Raw genomic sequence first — 19,438 nt, forward strand, 5'->3', positions numbered from 1 at the left:
CATGCCGCTCGAACCATTCAAGCAATCGGACCCGCTGACGGTCGGCGTCGAGCTGGAACTGCAGCTCGTCAGCCTGAGCGATTTCGATCTGACCGACGCCAGCCCGGACATGCTGGCCTTGCTGGGCCGCAAGCCGTTCCCTGGCAACGTCACGCCCGAGATCACGGAGAGCATGATCGAGATCAATTCCGACGTGCACACTCGGCACGGCGAACTGCTGGAACAATTGCGGCGCATTCGCGATACGCTGGTACACGCGGGCGACATGCTCAATGTCGGCGTGTGCGGCGGCGGCACGCATCCTTTCCAGAAATGGTCGGAGCGCAAGATTTTTTCCAAGCCGCGCTTCAAGCAGGTGTCCGCGCTGTACGGCTACCTGGCGAAGCAATTCACGGTGTTCGGGCAGCATGTACATGTCGGCTGCGAGTCGGGCGACGATGCGCTCATGTTGCTGCATTCGCTCAATCGCTATGTGCCGCATTTCATTGCCTTGTCGGCGTCGTCGCCGTATTTCCAGGGCAGCGACACGCTGTTCAATTCCGCGCGGCTGAATTCAGTGTTTGCCTTTCCGCTGAGCGGACGTGCGCCTTTCCTGTTGCGCTGGGAGGATTTCGAGCGCGATTATTTCGCGCGCATGGAGCACACCGGGATCGTCAAGAGCATGAAGGACTTTTACTGGGACATCCGCCCCAAGCCCGAATACGGCACCATCGAATTGCGGGTATGCGATACGCCGTTGAACGTGGAGCGGGCTGCGGCGCTTGCGGGCTATCTGCAGGCCCTGTGCAGCTATTTGCTGGAAGGGCATGAACCGGCACCCGCCGAGGACGATTACCTGGTCTACAACTACAACCGCTTCCAGGCGTGCCGCTTCGGACTGGACGGCACCATCGTGCATCCCAAGAGCCATGAATCGCTGTCAGTGCGCGAGGACATTCTGACGACCTTGCGAAGGATCGAATCGCATGCGGTGGAATTGGGCGGCGAGATGGCGCTGGAGCATCTCTACCATGCCGCCCACGCGGGTAGCGACGCCAGTTTTTTGCGCGACCAGTATGTCAGCAGCGGCAGCGTCGAGGGCATGGTGGATGCCGCGATTCAGCGCTTCAGGAGCGACGAAGCAAATCGGAGGATGTGAATCAGGTCGCGAGCGGCGGCCGGTCGATGACATAGTCGGTGAGGGCGGCAGCAATCCAGATGCCGCATAAGGTGACCCACGCCGTCAGGGCGAATACGGCGGCGCCAGACACGCCGGCGCCCACCGCGCAACCGCCGGCAAGGGTACCGCCGAAGCCCATGCAGGTTGCGCCGATGATGTAGCGGCGCATGCTCAGGCCGTCCTTGAAACCCTCCAGCTTGACTTCGCGCCCGATGTAGGCCGACAGGAATGAGCCGATGAAGACACCGGGGACGAGCCCGATATCGAAATTCCACGGGTGCCCCGGCGGCGACAGGACCAGCATGAGGACGTCGGCGGCCGGGCCGGTGAAGCTCAGGCTTTTCACCGCCGTGACTTCGAAGGCCTCGGAGGCAATCTGGTAGGTGAACAGCCAGGCGGCAGCCACCATGGCGCCGACGCCAAAGCCGGTGACCGCGGAGCTCAGGCTGATCCGGCTTCGAACCGCGAAAAACAGTCCGCCGACCAGCCAGATGAGGCCGAACACCAGGCCGCTGGCGTTCCCGACATGGAAAATGTCGAGCACGTTGCGCGCGGTCCCGCCATCGATGGTCCACCAGTTGCTCATGGCAATGCGCAGCGGAGAAAGAATACCGCCCAGCGAGGCCTGCGCGACCACGGCGAACACCAGTCCGGAGAGGAGGGAGCGCAGATTGCCGGTGCCGGCGAGGATCAGGAGGCGGCTTGAACAGCCGCGCGCCAGGATCATGCCGGCGCCGAACAGCAGACCGCCGATAAAGGCGCCCGACAGCGTACCGCGCGCGGCCAGTTGGCGTGCGTTGCTGACGTCGAGGATGCCGCTCAGGATGAAGGATTGCGTCAGGACGATGGCGCCGGAAAAGGCCAGCAGCCAGATGGCCAGTTTGGCACCCAGTTCGCCATGGCAGGTTTCGATCACGGCAGAACGCAGGCAGAAGCGCGATCGCTGTGCGCAAATGCCGAACAACAGTCCGATTGCCAGTCCACCAAGTGCGAGGACTTCGCCTTCGCCAATCGCTTCCATCGGGCCAGCCAGAGTCATTTTCCCATCCCAATCACGCCCATTTCGGACAGCACCCGCGTCCCCAACGCGGCAACGCCGGAACTCGGCTTGTCGAAAATGCAGATCTTTTGCGCTTCTGCATCGCTTGTTTGAAGGTATTTAAGCATATATTCGTCGATCGGCATATACTCATGTGGTGTTATAGTTGTTTGATCGCCGCTCTGTCGTGAAGCGGCAAACGATTGGATGCGCAGGAGTGAAAAACGCGATGTGTCGAAAGTTTGGAGTAGGGCTGGCGCAGCTGCTCGGCATTGCCGGAGCGGCGGCTTCCGGCGTCGCGAAGGCGGCCGGCGAGGAGATTCGGCTGGAGCCGATCAAGGTGTCGCCGCATGTGTATTACTTCCATGGCGGTTCCGGCATGGCCAGCGCGGAAAACAAGGGTTTCATGTCCAACGCCGGCTTCGTCGTCACCGATGAAGGCGTGGTGGTCTTCGATGCCCTCGCCACGCCCGCGCTCGGCGAAGCAATGGTAAAGGCCATCCGCACGATCACGCCCAAGCCCATCCGTTACGTGATCATCAGCCATTACCACGCCGACCATTTCTACGGCCTGCAGGCGCTGAAGGCGGAAGGCGCGGAAATCTGGGCGCACGAGCACGGCAAGATCTACCTGCATTCCGACCTCGCGAAGGTGCGACTGGCCCAGCGGCGGGAAGCCCTCAGTCCCTGGGTCGATGAACGGACCCGGCTGGTGCCAGCCGATCGCTGGCTCAATTTCAAGCAGGCCAGGATCATCCCCTTCGAACTCGGCGGCATCCATTTCCGCGTCATCGACACCAGCGGCGCGCACTCGGACGAAGACATCATGCTGTCGGTCGATGAAGACCGGATGCTGTTCGCCGGCGACCTGTTCTTCACAGGACGCATTCCCTTCGTCGGCAATGCTGACAGCAAGGTCTGGCTGGCGGCGCTCGACCGCATGCTGGAAATCAAGCCGGCGGTGGTCGTGCCCGGTCATGGCGAATCGTCCACCCGCACGCTCGAAGACATGCAGTTCACCCGCGAATACCTGCTTTACCTGCGCAAGCATATCGGCGAAGCGGTGGCGGACATGGTTCCCTTCGAGGAAGCCTATGAAAAGATCGACTGGTCGCGGTTCAAGGACTACCCGGCCTTCGATGCGGCGAACCGCCTGAATGCCTACGGGACCTACATCCTGATGGAAAAGGAAAGCTTGCAGCAAAAATAGCAGCGGAACACTCAATTCAAAAACAGGAGACAACGATGAAGACATTACGTAATGCGGTGGCCGTGCTTTTCCTGGCCTTCCTCGGGCTTGCAGCGGCGGTCGCCGCCGATCGCGAGGAAAAAGTGGTCTATCACATGAATGACGGCACCAATCCCATGGCCGCGCTCAACAATATCCGCAATCACCTGAATGCCAGCCCCAATGCAAAAATCGTCGTCGTCGCCCACGGGCCGGGAATCGATTTCCTGCTCGATGGCGCGAAGGACAAGAACGGCAATCCCTACGATGCGGTGGTGCAGGAGCTGAGTAATCGCAACGTCCAGTTCCGCGTCTGCAACAACACGCTGCAGACGCGCAAGATCGACAAGAGCCGCGTGATTCCGGAGGCGACCATCGTGCCGTCCGGTGTAGCTGAAGTCGCGCGACTGCAGACGCAGGAAGGGTATGCGTACATGAAGCCCTAGCATCGATCTGCAGGCGGCACAGCCGGTTGCCGGCGCGTCGCCTGCATATGTCTTTTTCCGCTCGCCCTGGCCGTGTTCACGGCCAGGGTATCCCGGACATCAGGTCAGATCATCCGCACAATCGGCCTGGCATCATTCCGAAAGCCAAATTGACGACCTGACAGCACGGCCTGCCGATTCACCATACAATCTAGGCCACCTTTATTTGCCATCGTGAGTCAAGATGCAGGCCATCGTTTCAGTTAATCGCCTTACCAAAACCTATGCGTCGGGCCACCTTGCGCTCAAGGCAGTTGACCTCGAGATCCGCCCCGGCGAAATTTTTGCGCTGCTGGGCCCAAACGGCGCCGGCAAGACCACGCTGATCAATATCATCTGCGGCATCGTCCAGCCGACGCAGGGAGTGGTGCTGGCCGGCGGCCACGATGTCGTCCTCGACTACCGTGCTGCGCGGTCGAAGATTGGGCTTGTTCCTCAGGAATTGTCCACCGATGCGTTTGAAAGTGTCTGGGCGACGGTGAATTTCAGCCGCGGAATTTTTGGGAAACCGCGCAATCCGGCTTATGTCGAGAAGGTACTGCGCGACCTTTCGCTTTGGGATAAAAAGGATGCCAAGATCAGAACGCTGTCGGGCGGCATGAAACGCCGGGTGATGATCGCCAAGGCTCTGTCGCACGAACCAGAGATCTTGTTTCTCGACGAGCCTACCGCCGGTGTCGACGTCGAATTGCGGCGTGACATGTGGCAGATGGTGCGTGGTCTGCGCGAAAGCGGCGTGACGATCATCCTGACCACGCACTATATCGAGGAAGCCGAGGAAATGGCGGACCGGATTGGCGTCATCCGAAGCGGGGAAATCATCCTGGTGGAAGACAAAGTCGCCTTGATGGAAAAGCTCGGGAAGAAGCAATTGAGATTGCACCTGCAGCATCCGCTCGCACGAATCCCGGAAGAAGTGGCAGGGCGTCAGCTTGAACTGAGCGAAGACGGCATGACGCTGACCTACACCTTTGACGCCCAGAGCCAGGAAACCGGCATTGCCGACCTGCTGCGACGTCTCGGCGAGCATGGGATAGATTTCAAGGACCTGCAGTCCAGCGAAAGCTCTTTGGAAGAAATTTTCGTGAACCTGGTGAGGGCGCAGCCATGAACATCTATGCCATTCGCGCGATTTACCTATTCGAATTGGCGCGCACCTGGCGCACGCTGATGCAAAGTATCGCGTCGCCGGTCATATCGACCTCGCTCTATTTCGTGGTATTCGGTGCCGCGATCGGATCGCACATGGTCAAGATTGACGGTACCAGTTACGGGGCATTCATCGTCCCAGGACTGATCATGCTGTCGCTGATGACGGAAAGCATCTCCAACGCGTCGTTCGGAATCTACATGCCGAAATTTACCGGCACCATCTACGAAATTCTTTCGGCTCCCATCTCCTACGTTGAAATTGTGATCGGCTATGTCGGCGCGGCCGCAACCAAGTCGGTCATCCTCGGCTTGCTGATCATGGCGACGGCCCGTCTGTTCGTCCCGTTTACCATCGTGCATCCGGCCTGGATGATCGCGTTCCTGATACTGACTGCGGTGACGTTCAGCTTGTTCGGATTTTTAATCGGGATATGGGCGGACGGCTTCGAAAAACTCCAGATTATTCCGATGATGATCGTCACTCCGCTAGCCTTCCTGGGCGGCAGCTTTTATTCGATCAGCATGTTGCCGCCGGTTTGGCAAAAAATTGCGTTATTCAACCCGGTGGTCTACTTGATCAGCGGATTTCGCTGGAGCTTCTACGGTGTGGCTGATGTTCGGGTCGACATCAGCATAGGCATGACCTTGATGTTCCTGGGGCTCTGTCTGGCGGCGGTTTGGTGGATGTTCAAGACTGGCTACAAGCTCAAGAGCTGAGCAGGGTTCGGCGAATTGCCAATTCATGGAGAGGCTGGCACTTGGCCGGTGTGGTGGCATGATTCAGTGATGACTATTGCGCCTTGCGTTGACTGCTTTCGGCCAGAAGCGGACACAACGGATTACCCAGTCGTGAGCGCAACGAACGCTATGCCTGCCGGCGGCTCAGATACTCCCCCGGCGTGACCCCCATTTGGTTTCGGAAGGCCGCAATGAATGACGACATGCTGTCATACCCACATGCAATGGCTACATCTGTTACCCGATCTCCTTGTTCCAACAGCGGTAACGCGCCGAGAAGGCGCAATCGTTGTCGCCAGAGGCGAAACGTAAGCCCCGTCTGCTGAAGAAACAGACGACTGATCGTGCGCTCGGATAGGCCAAGCAATTGCGCACACTCGGTTAGATTCAACCGGCTTTCGAGGTTCGCCTGCATTTCTTCGCAAATTGCGCGCAGGCGTTGATCTTCCGGCCACGGCAGCATGAGTGCCACGTTTGGGGCGCATACCAGCTGATCCAGCAGGACCTTCACCAATCGGCCAGTCGGTCCGTTCTCATCGTATTCAACCGGAGCCTTGCTGAACTCACTGATGAGCTCGCGCAGAAGAGGCGTTACCTCGAGAACCCGGCAATCCGACGGCGGTAGCGGGAGTGCGACGGGATCGACATAGAGGCTGCGCAGGGTCGTATTACCAGAACAGCGTACGCCGTGGAGCGTTCCGGCCGGAATCCAGACGGCAAAAGCCGGAGGCGCCACGTAGTGGGCATCGGGCGCCGAGACTTCGATGACGCCCTCGATTGCGTAAGAAAGCTGTCCCCACACATGGCTGTGACTCTTGCTGATTGGGCGGTTTGGTAATGTGGATGCATGCCCGAACACAGGGCGCGGCAGCGCTTTGAATGCCTGCAATTCCCCTTCAATTGCAAGGGTCATGTCCGGCTGGCGATACTTCATATCCAATTAGCGTTAAACGACATAACCATAGTGCCGTATTGTAGTGCCAATCGCTCGAAAGAGCACGCTCACTTGGAGGAGCTATGGCAGCGGTACGAAAGTTCGAATTGACGCACGGTAACGTAGAGCAAGAGCCGGCGGCGATGCATCATCGATCCCCGGCAGTGAACGACGGTTGCCTGAGCCCTTTGCAGACGGGATCACAGCTCGCAGTGCCTGACGGTGGATTCACTCCTGTCGCATCGGAATGGATTGCGACGAATGGGCGAGGCATCATCGGCAGCATCCTGGCGCGTTCTTCGGTTGCAAGACGCATACAGGAGGCGAACCATCCCCTCATGCTTGCCAGGTCGAAGCCGAAGAACTGTTACTTGCGCATTCTCGTTCCCGTCGACTTTTCTCGCGCCTCAGTCAGTGCCGCGAAAGCTGTTCTCCGTGCCGGCGCAGGGACACAATTGGTCTTCCTTACTTCATTCAGCATGTTTGGCGACACCGCACTGCACGCACGCCCACGTCATACGACGGCTGCGCCGCTGTTGAGCGATGCCTGTCGCGCGGCACACACCCGACTCGCGCGCTTTGTAGAACAGTTGGGCGTCCAGACCAGTCTCGTCTCCGTCGTCGCGCGACATGGAGAGCTTGACGCCGTCACCCGTTCATACGCCGATCTTATGCGAGCCGACCTTGTTGTGATCGGACGCCGTTCGGTGCCACAATCAGAAGCAGTGCTTCTTGGTAGACCGGAATGGCGCCTGAGCCAGGAGATTGAAGGCGATATTCAAGTTGTTCCAAAATAGTCGGCCTCTAATGTCGCACCAATGTCCGCTCACGGAAAAGCTGATCGTCTTCTTCGGATCGTAGGACTAAACCGCTCGCGCGGTAGGGGCGCTCCGGGCCAGCGCCGGCGGATGACCGATTCCAGGTCACTCCAGACCTAGAAAGCCCTCTCCGCCAGTTTCTCCCTGGACCCTGGAGACCGACTGGCCCATGCAGCAACTGTGGCGGCTTGCGTTCAAGCTGGCCGCGCCTCGACTCCTAGGCATGACTGGGCAAGGCAAGGCGGTCTCGATGGGTGTGCCAAGCAGGGGGGACAACGTTCCGCTGCACCTACCTCAGCAAGCCAACGCCGCGGCAACATATCCATGCCACATATCAAGCTGCGCAGTATCAACCGCGCCGCGCAGTGGGCGGCAGCCGCCGAAGTGCGTGCAATGCGAATCGGGCTCGCCCAGATCGGACAGGATGGCAAACGCGTCGCTGAAGTCTTCGCGCGCGGTGTAGACCGTTGGGGTGACGATGGTGCGCAGCCCGGCACCGCTGCTTGCCCGCAAGCCGTTCGCGGAATCCTCGAAGGCGAAGCAGGCGGCGGGCGGGAGGTCGAGCTTTTGCAGGACGTAGCGGTAGATGTCGGGCGACGGTTTCTTGTTCGGCACCGCGTCGCCGGCGCCGATGACCTCGAACCACTTGTGCGCTCCTTCGCCCAGCGTGGCGTGCAGCAGCGCGACCACGTTGGCGTAGGTGGTGGTGGTTGCAATCGCGAGGCGGAAGCCGGCGTTGCGCGCTTCGCGGATCAGGCGCTCGACGCCGGGACGGAGCGCGATTTCGCCTTCGTGCAACAGTTCCAGGTAGAACTCCGTCTTCAGCGCGTGCAGTTCGCGCGTGAGCGCCTCCGGGTTTGGTGGCGCCTGCTGCGGGACGCAGGTGTGTATGTAATGGAGGATGCGTTCCTTGCCGCCTGCCACTTTCAGCAGGCGACCGTAGGTGGCCACGTCCCAGGTCCAGTCGAGACCGGCCTGGCGGAACGCGCTATTGAATGCGACACGGTGAAGGTCGCGCTCGGTGTCGGCCAGCGTGCCGTCGACATCGAAGATCAGGGCCTGCAGCAGGCCCTCGTCAAAGTACGGATCGGCGAGGCTTTTCATTCGACACTCCAATGAGCATGATGCACCACAGTCAGGGCGGCAATGCCTGCTTGCCGCACCGAACGCCACCTGCATTACTTCACGATTGCCTTCAGCTCGCCCTGTTCATAGCGGGTCGCCATGGTATCGAGCGGCACAGCGCGGATCTTGGATGCCTGTCCCGCGCTGCCGAATGCTTCGAAACGCGTCTTGCAGATTCCGCGCGCCGCCTTGGTTGCTTCGGCAAGGAACTTGCGCGGATCGAATTCTTCCGGCTTCTCCGCCATCAGCTTGCGCATCGCGCCCGTCATCGCGAGGCGGATATCGGTGTCGATGTTGACCTTGCGCACGCCGTATTTGATGCCTTGCTGGATTTCTTCCACCGGCACGCCGTAGGTTTCCTTGATGTTGCCGCCGTACTTGCGGATGATCTCCAGCCATTCCTGCGGCACCGAGCTGGAGCCGTGCATGACCAGGTGCGTGTTCGGAATGCGGGCATTGATTTCGCGGATGCGGGCGATGGCGAGGATGTCGCCGGTCGGCTTGCGGCTGAACTTGTAGGCGCCGTGCGAGGTGCCGATGGCGATGGCGAGTGCATCGACGCCGGACTGCGCGACGAAGTCGGCGGCCTGCGCAGGGTCGGTCAGCATCTGTTCGTGCGACAGCATGCCTTCCGCGCCGGAGCCGTCTTCCTCGCCGGCCATGCCGGATTCGAGCGAGCCGAGGCAACCGAGTTCGCCTTCGACGGACACGCCGACCGCATGCGCCATGTCCACCACGTGGCGCGTAACCTCGACGTTGTACTGGAAGGAGGAGGGCGTTTTCATGTCTTCCATCAGCGAGCCGTCCATCATCACCGACGAGAATCCGGAGCGGATCGAGCGCTGGCATACGGCGGGGCTGGCGCCATGGTCCTGGTGCATCACGACCGGGATGTGCGGATATGTCTCGACTGCGGCTTCCACCAGCTTGCGCAGGAAGGCCTCGCCGGCGTACTTGCGCGCGCCGGCCGAGCCTTGCAGGATCACCGGGCTGTCGCAGGCATCGGCGGCCTGCATGATGGCCTGGATCTGCTCCATGTTGTTGACGTTGAAGGCCGGCAGGCCGTAGCCGTGTTCGGCCGCGTGGTCGAGCAATTGTCGAAGTGATACCAGTGCCATTGTTGTCTCCTTGTGTCTGCGTGAGGTTGGGGATCAGCGTGCTTGCATCAGCGCGACGGTGGTGTCGAGCATGCGGTTGGAGAATCCCCATTCGTTGTCATACCAGCTGCTGGCCTTGACCAGGTTGCCGATGACCTTGGTCAGGCTGGCGTCGAAATTCGATGAGGCGGGATGATGGTTGAAATCGACGGATACCAGCGGCTGGTCGCTGTATTCGAGGATGCCCTTGAGGTCGCCGGCGGCAGCGTCGCGCATGATGGCATTCACTTCCTCGACGCTCGTCTCGCGCGCTGCGGTAAAGGTCAGGTCGACCAGCGAAACGTTGATGGTCGGCACGCGCACCGCAAAGCCGTCGAGCTTGCCGTTCAATTCCGGCAGCACCAGGCCGACCGCTGCGGCGGCGCCGGTCTTGGTCGGAATTTGCGACATGGTTGCCGAACGCGCGCGGCGCAAGTCGCTGTGATAGACATCGGTCAGCACCTGGTCGTTGGTATAGGAGTGGATCGTGGTCATCAGGCCTTGCACCACGCCGAGAGAGCGGTGCAGCGGCAGCACCATCGGCGCAAGGCAGTTGGTGGTGCAGGAGGCGTTCGAGATGACGGTGTCCGATGCCTTGAGCACCTGGTGGTTGACGCCGTACACGATGGTCGCATCGACATCCTTGCCGCCGGGAGCGGAAATGATTACCTTCTTCGCGCCGGCAGCGAGGTGCATGCCTGCCTTCTCCTTGGACGTGAAGAATCCGGTGCACTCCAGCACCACATCCACGTCGAGGCGTTTCCACGGCAGCTCGGCAGGATGGCGCGTGGCCGCAACCAGAATCGGGTCGCCGTTGACGGTCATAGTGTCGCCGTCAACCTCAGCCTTGCCGTTGAAGCGGCCGTGGGCGGTGTCGTAGCGCGTCAGATGCGCATTGGTGTTGGCGTCGCCGAGGTCGTTGATGGCAACGATCTCGATATCGTGCTTCTTCCCGCCTTCGTAGTGGGCGCGCAGGATGTTGCGCCCGATGCGGCCGTAGCCATTGATTGCAACGCGTATCGTCATGTTGGTCTCCAGAGAATGTGAAATGCGTGTTATGCGCTTTTCTGCTCGCGCCTGGCGCCGTGGCGGCCGGTGATCATGGTCGGAATGTCGGCCAGCGATTCGATGAATCCGTCGCAGGCGAGCGCCGATAGCGCCTGGCCTTCGCGATAGCCATAGGGCACGCAGAAGACCGGGATGCCGGCGGCTTTCGCCGCTTCCACGTCGATCGGGGAATCACCGATATACAAGGCCTGCGTGACCGGTACGCCGAGGCTGTCGCAGGTGTGCAGGATGGGCAGGGGATTGGGCTTGCGCGCCTCCAGCGTGTCGCCGCCGACGACCAGGTCGAACAGGGACGCCATATGGAACTGGCGCAGCAGACGGATCGCGAAGCGGTGGTACTTGTTGGTCACGACCGCGAGCTTCAGGTCCATGTCGCGCAGACGCTCCAGTGCGTCCACCACGCCGGGATAGGGACGGGCGCAGGTGCCGACGATCTCCTCATAGAACTGCTGGAACAGCTGCAGGGCATCCAGCCGCTCGCCGGGCGACAAGGGCACGTCGTGTACATCGAACACGCGGTCGATCAGGGCCGGGCTGCCGCGCCCGATCAGGTTGGTCACCAGCGCCTCGGGCAGGACGGGCAGGTTGCGGCTCTTGAGCATCATGTTGACCGCGGCCGTGATGTCGGGAGCGGTATGCAGCAGCGTGCCGTCGAGGTCGAACAGCACTGCATTGACGGGGCGGGTCCAGGAGGTGATTGTCATTGCTTATTTCCCCAGCATGTCCTTGACCGCTTCGCACAGGGCTGCGGCGGTCAGTCCGAAATGTTTGTAGAGTTGCGGCGCCGGTGCGGATTCACCGAAACTGTTGATGCCGAGCACGCGGCCCTTGTCGCCGACATACTTGTGCCAAAGATCGGTGACGCCCGCTTCCATCGCAATCTTGGGCACATCCGGCGGCAGCACGCTGCGGCGATAGGTGTCGCCCTGCATGTCGAATTCCGTGGTGGAGGGCATGGAGACCACGCGCACGAAGATGCCTTCCTCGGCCAGATCGCGCTGCGCGTCCATGGCAAACATGACTTCCGAGCCGGTCGCAATCAGGATAGCGGCCGGTTTGCCGCCGGCTGCTTCCGACAGGATGTAGCCGCCGCGGCGAATCGCGATCACTTGTTCCGGCGTGCGTATCTGGAAGGGCAGGTTCTGGCGCGACAGGATCAGCGCGGTCGGGCCGTTCCTGCGCTCGATCGCGGCACTCCAGGCGGCCATGGTTTCGCTGCTGTCGCACGGGCGCCAGACGCTCATGTTGGGAATGATGCGCAGGCTCGTCACATGCTCGACGGGCTGATGCGTAGGGCCGTCTTCGCCGAGGCCGATGGAGTCGTGGGTGAACACGAAGATCGAGCGGATCCGCATCAGTGCGGCCATGCGCAAGGCATTGCGGCTGTAATCCGAGAAGGTGAGGAAAGTGCCTCCGTAGGGAATGTAGCCGCCGTGCAGCGCGATGCCGTTCATGATGGCGCTCATGCCGAATTCGCGCACGCCGTAGTTGATGTGGTTGCCGCGCTTGTCGGCGCGCACCGCGACCGATCCGCTCCAGTTGGTCAGGTTGGAGCTGGTCAGGTCGGCGGAACCGCCCAGCAGTTCCGGCAGTCTGGGCGCGAGGGCTTCGATGGCGTTCTGCGATGCCTTGCGGGTGGCCACGGTCTCGCCCTTGCGGCAGGTCTCATGCTGCGCTTCCAGCGCATGCACCGGCCATCCTTCCGGCAGATGGCCGGCCATGCGGCGCATGAGTTCGATGGCTTCCTGCGGATATTGCGCGGCATAGGCGACGTAACGTTCGTTCCACGCGCGCTCGATCATGGCGCCGCGCTCGCGGTTGTCCCATTCGGCGCGGATGCGGTCGGGAATCTCGAAGGGCGCGTAGGGCCAGTCGAGGGCCGCGCGTGTCGCCGCGATTTCCTTTTCGCCCAGTGCCGCGCCGTGCACGTCGTTCGTGCCGGCCTTGTTGGGGCTGCCCTTGCCGATCACGGTCCTGCAGCAGATCAGCGTCGGCTTGCCGGACTCGTTGCGTGCCTGCTGGATTGCCTTGTCGATCGCCTCATGGTCGTGTCCGTCGACGTTCGGAATCACCTGCCATCCATAGGCTGCGAAGCGTCGCGGCGTGTCGTCGGCAAACCAGTGCTCGACATGGCCGTCGATGGAAATGCCATTGTCGTCATAGAAGCAGATCAGCTTGCCGAGCTTGAGCGTGCCGGCCAGCGAGCAGGCTTCGTGCGAAATGCCTTCCATCAGACAGCCGTCGCCGAGGAAGACGTAGGTGAAGTGATCGACGACGACATGTCCGGGGCGATTGAACTCATCCGCCAGCAGCCGCTCGGCCAGTGCCATGCCAACGGCGTTCGTGATCCCTTGGCCGAGCGGACCGGTGGTGGTTTCGACGCCGGGCGTGATGCCGTATTCCGGGTGTCCGGGCGTCTTCGAATGCAGCTGGCGGAATCGTTTCAATTCCTCCATCGGCAGATCGTAGCCGCTCAGGTGGAGCAGGGCATACAGCAGCATCGAACCGTGGCCGTTGGAGACGACGAAGCGGTCGCGGTCGATCCAGCGCCGGTTCGACGGATTGTGGCGCAGATGGCGTCGCCACAGCACCTCGGCGATGTCGGCCATGCCCATGGGCATGCCGGGGTGGCCGGAATTGGCGGCCTGCACGGCGTCGATGGCAAGAAAGCGCAGGGCATTGGACAGTTGCTGGCTGGTGATGGTCATGTGTTTTCCTGTTAAGTCGGATATTGCAGGCGAAAGCGAGCCCCACGGGCACGACGTCGTGCCCGCTCAGCGTTGGCGCTTTCCCGGCCTTACTTTTTCTTCATCTCCGTCAGCCGCAGAATCATCGGCGTGAAGATCAACTGCATCGCCAGACTCATCTTTCCGCCGGGGACGACGATGATGTTGGGCCGTGACATCCATGAGTCGTGCAGCATGGACAGCAGGTAGGGGAAGTCGATGCCCTTCGGATTGGCGAAGCGGATCACGACCATGCTCTCATCCGCGGTCGGGATGTCGCGCGTGATGAACGGATTGGAGGTGTCCACCATCGGCACGCGCTGGAAATTGACGTGCGTGCGCGAGAATTGCGGGCAGATGTATTTCACGTAATCCGGCATGCGGCGCAGGATGGTGTCGACCACCGCTTCCTGCGAGTAGCCGCGCTGGCTCTTGTCGCGAATCAGCTTTTGCGTCCATTCGAGGTTGATGGTCGGGACCACGCCGACCAGCAGATCCGCGTGGCGGCCCACATCGATGTTGCCGTCGACCGCTGCGCCATGCAGCCCTTCGTAGAACAGCAGGTCGGTGCCGGTCGGGATTTCTTCCCACGGCGTGAAGGTGCCGGGTTCCTGATGGTAGGGTGCGGCTTCCTCTTCGTTGTGCAGGTACTTGCGCACCATGCCGCTGCCGGTTTCGCCATAGCGGCGGAACAGGTTTTCGAGTTCTTCGAACAGGTTGGCCTGCGGGCCGAAGTGGCTGAAGTGCTGGTTGCCGGCGGCGAGCTCTTCCGCCATGCGGACTTTCATCGTCTGTCGATCGAAACGATGGAAGGAGTCGCCCTCGACGAGGGCGGCGGTCAGGCCTTCGCGACGGAAGATGTGTTCGAAGGTCTTGGTGACCGTCGATGTGCCGGCGCCGGAGGAACCGGTGATGGCGATGATGGGATGTTTCTTTGACATGGCGAAATCCAGTGATTGGCTTAGACGGGCTGCATGAACAGGCTGCGTGTATTGAACAGCGGCGATTCGAACGGTTTGTCCGTACCCGCCGCGTGATCGGCGTGATATTGATCGAGACGCCGGACTTCATTGCACGAACCCAGGATCACTGGAATGCGCTGATGCAGATTGGATGGTTGGACTTCGAGTATGCGTTCGTAGCCGGTGGAGGCGAGCCCGCCTGCCTGTTCGACGATCATGCTCATCGGATTGGCTTCGTACAGCAGGCGCAGGCGGCCGGCCTTGACCGGATCCTTGCTGTCGCGCGGGTACATGAACAGGCCGCCGCGCATCAGGATGCGATGGATTTCGGCCACCATCGATGCGATCCAGCGCATGTTGAAGTCGGCTTCGCGCGGGCCGGTCCGCCCTGCCACGCATTCCTCCACGTAGCGGCGCACCGGCGGTTCCCAGAAGCGCGCATTGGAAGTGTTGATCGCGAACTCGCAGGTGTCCGACGGAATGCGCAGGTTCGGATGTGTGAGGATGAAGGCGCCGATCTCGCGGTCGAGCGTGAAGCCGTTCACGCCGTCGCCCATGGTCAGCACGATCATCGACACCGGGCCATAGATTGCGTAGCCGGCCGCGACCTGCTGCGTGCCTGGCTGGAGAAAGTCGTCGGCGGCGACGGTCGCCTTGCCCTCGGGAGCGCGCAGGATGGAGAAGATCGAGCCGACGGACACGTTGACGTCGATATTGGAGGAACCGTCGAGCGGATCGAACAACAGCAGGAAGCGCCCGCGCTTGGACGGATTGGTCACCGGATAGACATCCTCCATTTCCTCCGACGCCATGCCCGCGAGCTGGCCGCCGAGCGCGCAGCTTTCGATGAAGATTTCATTCGAAACGATATCGAGTTCCTTCTGCGTCTCGCCCTGAACATTGAGCTGGGCGGTGCTGCCCAGCCTGCCGTTCAGTGCGCCGCGCGAGATGGCTGATGCGATGTACTTGCATGCAGTCTGTACATCGTTGAGCAATGCCGTCAGGTCGGTATCGGCGGTCTCGAGCCGGTTCTGCTGCTCGATGATGAACTTGCTGAAGGTGGTGCGTCCGTTGGGCATGGTGTCTCCAATTATTATGCTATCTATCTCAATATAACTAATTAGGTAATTAATATACAGTCAGATGTTTTTAAGGTGAATATAAATTCCGCTTATCGAACGCCAGCCTTGTCGGTGCCGGAGTCACATTCCTTGCCATAGCAAAAAGGCAGCTCATTTTGTTAACGCCGCATAGAGCGCCGGCAACTTTTCGGGCAGGCGCGCGATGTTATCCAGAACCATCGCATGGCTTCTGCCGAAAATCCGCTCGACATAATCGTCCGCCTGCGGATCGAGACTCAGGCAGAAGGTCGTGACGCCCGCGCGCCGCGCTTCCTCGACGGCCTTCTTCGCGTCCTGGCGCAAGTACTGCGGATCGCGTTCGTCCACATCCGCCGGCGCGCCATCGGTCAGCACCAGGATCAGCTTCTGCCCTTGTGGCTGCTTGTGCATCAGGTGCGTCGCATGCCGCAAGGCTGCTCCCATGCGCGTGGACAGCTCGGCGCGCATGCCGCACAGGCGGCCTTTCGCCTGCGCGTCATAGGCATGCTTGAAATCCTTGAAACGACGGTAGTGCACCGCGTGCCTGCCGTCCGACTGGAAACCATGGATCGCAAACGGATCGCCGATGCGTTCGAGCGTGTCCGCAGTCAGGACGGCCGCCTCCAGCGCGAGGTCGATGATGCGTTGCTCCGAGCCGGCAAGCTTCTCGTTCGCCGATTCCGACAGGTCCAGCAGGATCAGCACCGCGATATCGCGCACCGAACGCTTGTGACGCAGCATGAAGCGGCTGTCGGGCATCTGGCCGCGTCGCAGGTCGGTCCATGCATCGAGTACCGCGTTCAGGTCAATCTCGTCGCCGTCCTCCTGCTTGCGCAGGCGCTGCACGCCTTGCGGCTGCAGGGCTTCGATCAGGCGATGCAGTCGCCCGGTCAAGGGTTTGTGACGTGCAAGAATGGCATCGATGCGCGCGGCATCGCCCTGAGCGGGAAGCGACTCGATGATCTGCGCCCAGGCGGGGCGCTGCATCTGGATGCGGTAGTCCCACTCGGGATAGGGCAGCGGAGCCGCCTGCGCCTGCGCGCCTTCGACGGCGTTATACGAAACGCCGCCATCTTCATAGGGAAAGAGTTCGCTCTTCAGTACCCAGACTTCTTGCGCGTCGTCGCCGGCCGTTTCGGTGTCGATCTCGTTGACGAACTCCATCAGGTTCACATGCCGGCGCTGCTGGTGCGAGAAGCGGTAGCGCTCCTCCAGCGCCGCCCGCGTGTCATAGCCACGGTATTCCCAGGTGTGACGGTTGTCATCGCGATAAGGCGCGGACCGAACGGCATCGGCCGCACGGGCGGTGATGGGGAGGGCGGAGAGTCGTTCGGCCAGCGCGAGTCCGATGTCGTGCGAGACGAGATTGCTGCGCAAGTCCCGGTGCGCTCGTGCAAAGTGTGACCGCGCATCTGCGACGATCGCATCGTCATCGACATACGCCGGATCGAGCAGTGCACGCGCCACACGGTCAAGGTAGTCGCCGAGGGCGGCGCATTGCGCCGGGCTTGCCATGTGCAGTCGCGACCATAGCTGGCGCAGCTTGGGAAAGTGCTGCATGGCGAGTGCTTCGATGCGCGCATCTTCCACCACATTGACGGCCGCAATCTGCAATGGGCTCAGACCTTCCGAAGAAAGCCGGTCGGTGGTGTAGACGACATGCGCCGCAGCATGCACCGACGCAGCACGATAGATGTCGAGTCCGCCGACATTGCCGACGTCATCGTAGGCGTCGGGCAAGTGAATCAGGTATTCATCGATGGAAGGCCGATAGCCGTTGCGCGACTCGAAATCGCCGGCGGTCGGGCGTATGATGAAGTCTCGGCCGAACAGGGCGCGCAGGTACATGCCGATGCGCCGGTGCACATCGACAAACAGTGTGCCGCGCCGCTCCTGCTGCACGATGGCGAGCGATTCCGCGCTGTCGAGGCCGAAGTAGCGCACCTGATCGTCGAAATGCGTGCGGTGCGCATGAATGCCCCATTGTGCCCAGCGCCGCAGTCCGCCGAGCGTGAGTTGGCCGAGCAGGGTATCCAGCTTGTCGAGCATCGGGCGCAGCGCGCGCGGGGCGTTGGCCGCGATGTGATGGATCAGCGACAGATAGCCATGGAACACTTCAGCGTCGCCGAGCCGGGAGGCGGCAAGGGGTGCCGTTTCCAGCAGTCTTTCGATCACGGCTCCGCTGGTTTTTGACGCCAGCCGCAGCGCTTCCTGCACCAGTTCATCGAGCACATCCTCGCCCAGTTCGCGCGCAATCGACGGTGCCGCATTGACGAAGGCGAGAGCAAGGCCGTCTCCACGACCGAGCCGGCACAGCGCGGCAATGCCGGCGTGATACGACAGCAGGCCGTGCGGCGTGAACGCCTTCGCTGCCTGCGCGGCAGACGCATCGATCGCGTCCTGGACCTTGCCCGGTAGCTCGCTGATGTCGGTTTGCGCGGCCAGCATGGTTCGTTGTCAGAAATAGGTGGTGACAGCGGCGTCGAGTGCGTCGCGCATGTCGGGATCGTCAGTCAGGGGGCGCACCAGTGCCATGCGGCAGGCATCGAGCGGCTTGATGCCCTTGGCGATCAGCGAACCGGCGTACACCAGCATGCGGGTGGAAATGCCTTCGTCCAGTCCGTGGCCTTTCAGATTGCGGCCGCGCTCGGCGATGCCGACCAGGCGGTTCGCGATGTCCTCGTCCACGCCGGTTTCATGCACGATCACTTCCAGTTCGACCTGCTTCGTGGGATAGCCGAAATCGAGCGCGCAGAAGCGTTGCTTTGTCGATTGCTTGAGATCCTTCATCAGGCTCTGATAACCCGGGTTGTAGGAAATCACGATCTGGAAATCGGCATGGGCGCGCAACAGTTCGCCCTTCTTGTCGAGCGGCAGCACGCGCCGGCTGTCGGTCAGCGGATGAATGACGACCGTCGTGTCCTGGCGCGCTTCCACCACTTCGTCGAGATAGCAGATCGCGCCATGACGCGCAGCCAATGCCAGCGGGCCATCCTGCCAGTACGTACCTTCGGCACCGAGCAGGAAGCGCCCGACCAGATCGGATGCCGTCATGTCTTCATTGCAGGCGACGGTGATCAGCGGCCGATCCAGGCGCCATGCCATATATTCGACAAAGCGGGTCTTGCCGCAGCCGGTCGGCCCCTTGAGCATCATCGGCATGCGGGCCGAATAGGCGGCCTCGTACAAGGCGATCTCGTCGCCGGTGGCGCGGTAATACGGCTCTTCCTGAAAACGGTATTGTGCGATCGGATCAGTCATGATGCGGTGTCAAAAAAGCTGCGACGGAACGGCATGCCCCGCCGCCCAAAAGAGGCCTGCTGCGACAGAAAAAAGGGACGCAGCGGCCTCGCCCGAAAATGTTGACGTTATCGGTCAGACAGTCTTGCCGCGGTAAACCACCATCGACGCGCCCTGGCTCTGCTTGAAGTTGTCGTAGCCGATCAGGCGCACGTGATGATTCGGATTGGCGCGGTGGCAGGCTTCGGCCTCGGCCAGGATGGCACTGACATCGGTTTCGCCGAACATCGGCAGCTTCCACATGTACCAGTAATGGTCGAAGGCGTTTTCCGGCTCGCTGTGCTCGATGGCCGGATTCCAGCCCTTGCTCACCAGGTAGGCGACCTGCTTGCGGATGCGGTCGTCATCCATCTCCGGCAGGTAGGAAAAGGTTTCGAACTTGCGGCTGGCCGGGTCGGACAGGCGCGATTTGTAGTCTTGCATTTCACTCATTTGATGTCTCCGATGCTGTTTCTCTGCGAGCGATGG

Annotated in this window: 19 protein-coding genes; 6 read left to right on the forward strand and 13 right to left on the reverse strand. The window is 61.3% G+C overall.

Translation table 11 applies throughout. The features are described 5' to 3' along the window. Window position 1: 1 nt before the first annotated feature. Window positions 2-1,138 (forward strand): YbdK family carboxylate-amine ligase, encoded by a 1,137-nt coding sequence (locus VJ651_RS23120; protein WP_324109686.1) that lies wholly within the window; start codon window positions 2-4, stop codon window positions 1,136-1,138. A 1-nt stretch (window position 1,139) separates the two neighbouring features. Here VJ651_RS23120 and VJ651_RS23125 read toward each other — a convergent pair whose 3' ends face one another. After that, the gene (locus tag VJ651_RS23125) at window positions 1,140-2,198 is read right to left on the reverse strand and encodes a YeeE/YedE family protein (protein ID WP_324109687.1); all 1,059 of its coding nucleotides are present in this window, start codon (window positions 2,196-2,198) and stop codon (window positions 1,140-1,142) included. Beyond that, window positions 2,195-2,344, reverse strand: a complete 150-nt coding sequence (locus VJ651_RS23130) for a hypothetical protein (RefSeq protein WP_324109688.1) — start codon at window positions 2,342-2,344, stop codon at window positions 2,195-2,197. Before VJ651_RS23130 ends, VJ651_RS23125 begins: the two co-directional genes overlap by 4 nt. 83 nt (window positions 2,345-2,427) lie before the next feature. Here VJ651_RS23130 and VJ651_RS23135 point away from each other — a divergent pair, with 83 nt between their 5' ends. From VJ651_RS23135 to VJ651_RS23150, 4 genes are all read left to right on the forward strand, one after another. Beyond that, window positions 2,428-3,408, forward strand: a complete 981-nt coding sequence (locus VJ651_RS23135) for an MBL fold metallo-hydrolase (RefSeq protein ID WP_324109689.1) — start codon at window positions 2,428-2,430, stop codon at window positions 3,406-3,408. Window positions 3,409-3,443: 35 nt separating this feature from the next. Then, window positions 3,444-3,872, forward strand: coding sequence for a DsrE family protein (locus tag VJ651_RS23140; RefSeq protein WP_324109690.1), 429 nt, complete (start codon window positions 3,444-3,446; stop codon window positions 3,870-3,872). 223 nt (window positions 3,873-4,095) lie between these two features. Further along, complete coding sequence (locus VJ651_RS23145) at window positions 4,096-5,022, forward strand: ABC transporter ATP-binding protein (RefSeq protein WP_324109691.1); 927 nt, start codon at window positions 4,096-4,098, stop codon at window positions 5,020-5,022. After that, window positions 5,019-5,780: an ABC transporter permease gene (locus VJ651_RS23150; protein ID WP_324109692.1), complete on the forward strand. Its 762-nt coding sequence runs from the start codon at window positions 5,019-5,021 to the stop codon at window positions 5,778-5,780. Before VJ651_RS23145 ends, VJ651_RS23150 begins: the two co-directional genes overlap by 4 nt. A 148-nt stretch (window positions 5,781-5,928) precedes the next feature. Here VJ651_RS23150 and VJ651_RS23155 read toward each other — a convergent pair whose 3' ends face one another. Then, window positions 5,929-6,735 carry a helix-turn-helix transcriptional regulator gene (locus VJ651_RS23155; protein ID WP_324109693.1) on the reverse strand — a complete coding sequence of 269 codons (807 nt, stop codon included), beginning with the start codon at window positions 6,733-6,735 and terminating at the stop codon, window positions 5,929-5,931. Window positions 6,736-6,818: 83 nt separating this feature from the next. Between VJ651_RS23155 and VJ651_RS23160 the strand changes: the two genes are divergently transcribed. After that, the gene (locus VJ651_RS23160; protein WP_324109694.1) at window positions 6,819-7,532 is read left to right on the forward strand and encodes a universal stress protein; all 714 of its coding nucleotides are present in this window, start codon (window positions 6,819-6,821) and stop codon (window positions 7,530-7,532) included. Between the two features lie 315 nt (window positions 7,533-7,847). Here the strand turns inward: VJ651_RS23160 and VJ651_RS23165 are convergent, their stop codons facing one another. The 10 genes from VJ651_RS23165 to VJ651_RS23210 form a co-directional block, all read right to left on the reverse strand. Then, window positions 7,848-8,657: an HAD family hydrolase gene (locus tag VJ651_RS23165; protein ID WP_324109695.1), complete on the reverse strand. Its 810-nt coding sequence runs from the start codon at window positions 8,655-8,657 to the stop codon at window positions 7,848-7,850. Window positions 8,658-8,731: 74 nt separating this feature from the next. Then, window positions 8,732-9,796 carry a class II fructose-bisphosphate aldolase gene (fba, locus tag VJ651_RS23170; protein ID WP_324109696.1) on the reverse strand — a complete coding sequence of 355 codons (1,065 nt, stop codon included), beginning with the start codon at window positions 9,794-9,796 and terminating at the stop codon, window positions 8,732-8,734. A gap of 33 nt (window positions 9,797-9,829) precedes the next feature. Continuing rightward, window positions 9,830-10,840, reverse strand: a complete 1,011-nt coding sequence (gap, locus tag VJ651_RS23175) for a type I glyceraldehyde-3-phosphate dehydrogenase (RefSeq protein ID WP_324109697.1) — start codon at window positions 10,838-10,840, stop codon at window positions 9,830-9,832. 29 nt (window positions 10,841-10,869) lie between these two features. Then, window positions 10,870-11,586 (reverse strand): phosphoglycolate phosphatase, encoded by a 717-nt coding sequence (gph, locus tag VJ651_RS23180; protein WP_324109698.1) that lies wholly within the window; start codon window positions 11,584-11,586, stop codon window positions 10,870-10,872. A 3-nt stretch (window positions 11,587-11,589) separates the two neighbouring features. Further along, a complete protein-coding gene (tkt, locus tag VJ651_RS23185) occupies window positions 11,590-13,590 on the reverse strand; it encodes a transketolase (RefSeq protein ID WP_324109699.1) in 2,001 nt (666 codons plus the stop codon). 89 nt (window positions 13,591-13,679) lie between these two features. Next, on the reverse strand, window positions 13,680-14,549 hold the full coding sequence (locus VJ651_RS23190) for a phosphoribulokinase (protein ID WP_324109700.1): 870 nt from the start codon (window positions 14,547-14,549) through the stop codon (window positions 13,680-13,682). 20 nt (window positions 14,550-14,569) lie between these two features. Then, entirely contained in the window at window positions 14,570-15,649 is a 1,080-nt protein-coding gene (locus tag VJ651_RS23195; protein WP_324109701.1) for a class 1 fructose-bisphosphatase, read from the reverse strand. 153 nt (window positions 15,650-15,802) lie between these two features. Then, window positions 15,803-18,118: a nitric oxide reductase activation protein NorD gene (locus tag VJ651_RS23200; RefSeq protein ID WP_324109702.1), complete on the reverse strand. Its 2,316-nt coding sequence runs from the start codon at window positions 18,116-18,118 to the stop codon at window positions 15,803-15,805. Between the two features lie 9 nt (window positions 18,119-18,127). After that, on the reverse strand, window positions 18,128-18,931 hold the full coding sequence (locus tag VJ651_RS23205) for a CbbQ/NirQ/NorQ/GpvN family protein (RefSeq protein WP_324109703.1): 804 nt from the start codon (window positions 18,929-18,931) through the stop codon (window positions 18,128-18,130). A 114-nt stretch (window positions 18,932-19,045) separates the two neighbouring features. Next, window positions 19,046-19,402: a ribulose bisphosphate carboxylase small subunit gene (locus VJ651_RS23210; RefSeq protein WP_324109704.1), complete on the reverse strand. Its 357-nt coding sequence runs from the start codon at window positions 19,400-19,402 to the stop codon at window positions 19,046-19,048. Between the last annotated feature and the right edge of the window lie 36 nt (window positions 19,403-19,438).

This window comes from Noviherbaspirillum sp. (assembly GCF_035254865.1).
GTDB lineage: Bacteria > Pseudomonadota > Gammaproteobacteria > Burkholderiales > Burkholderiaceae_D > Noviherbaspirillum.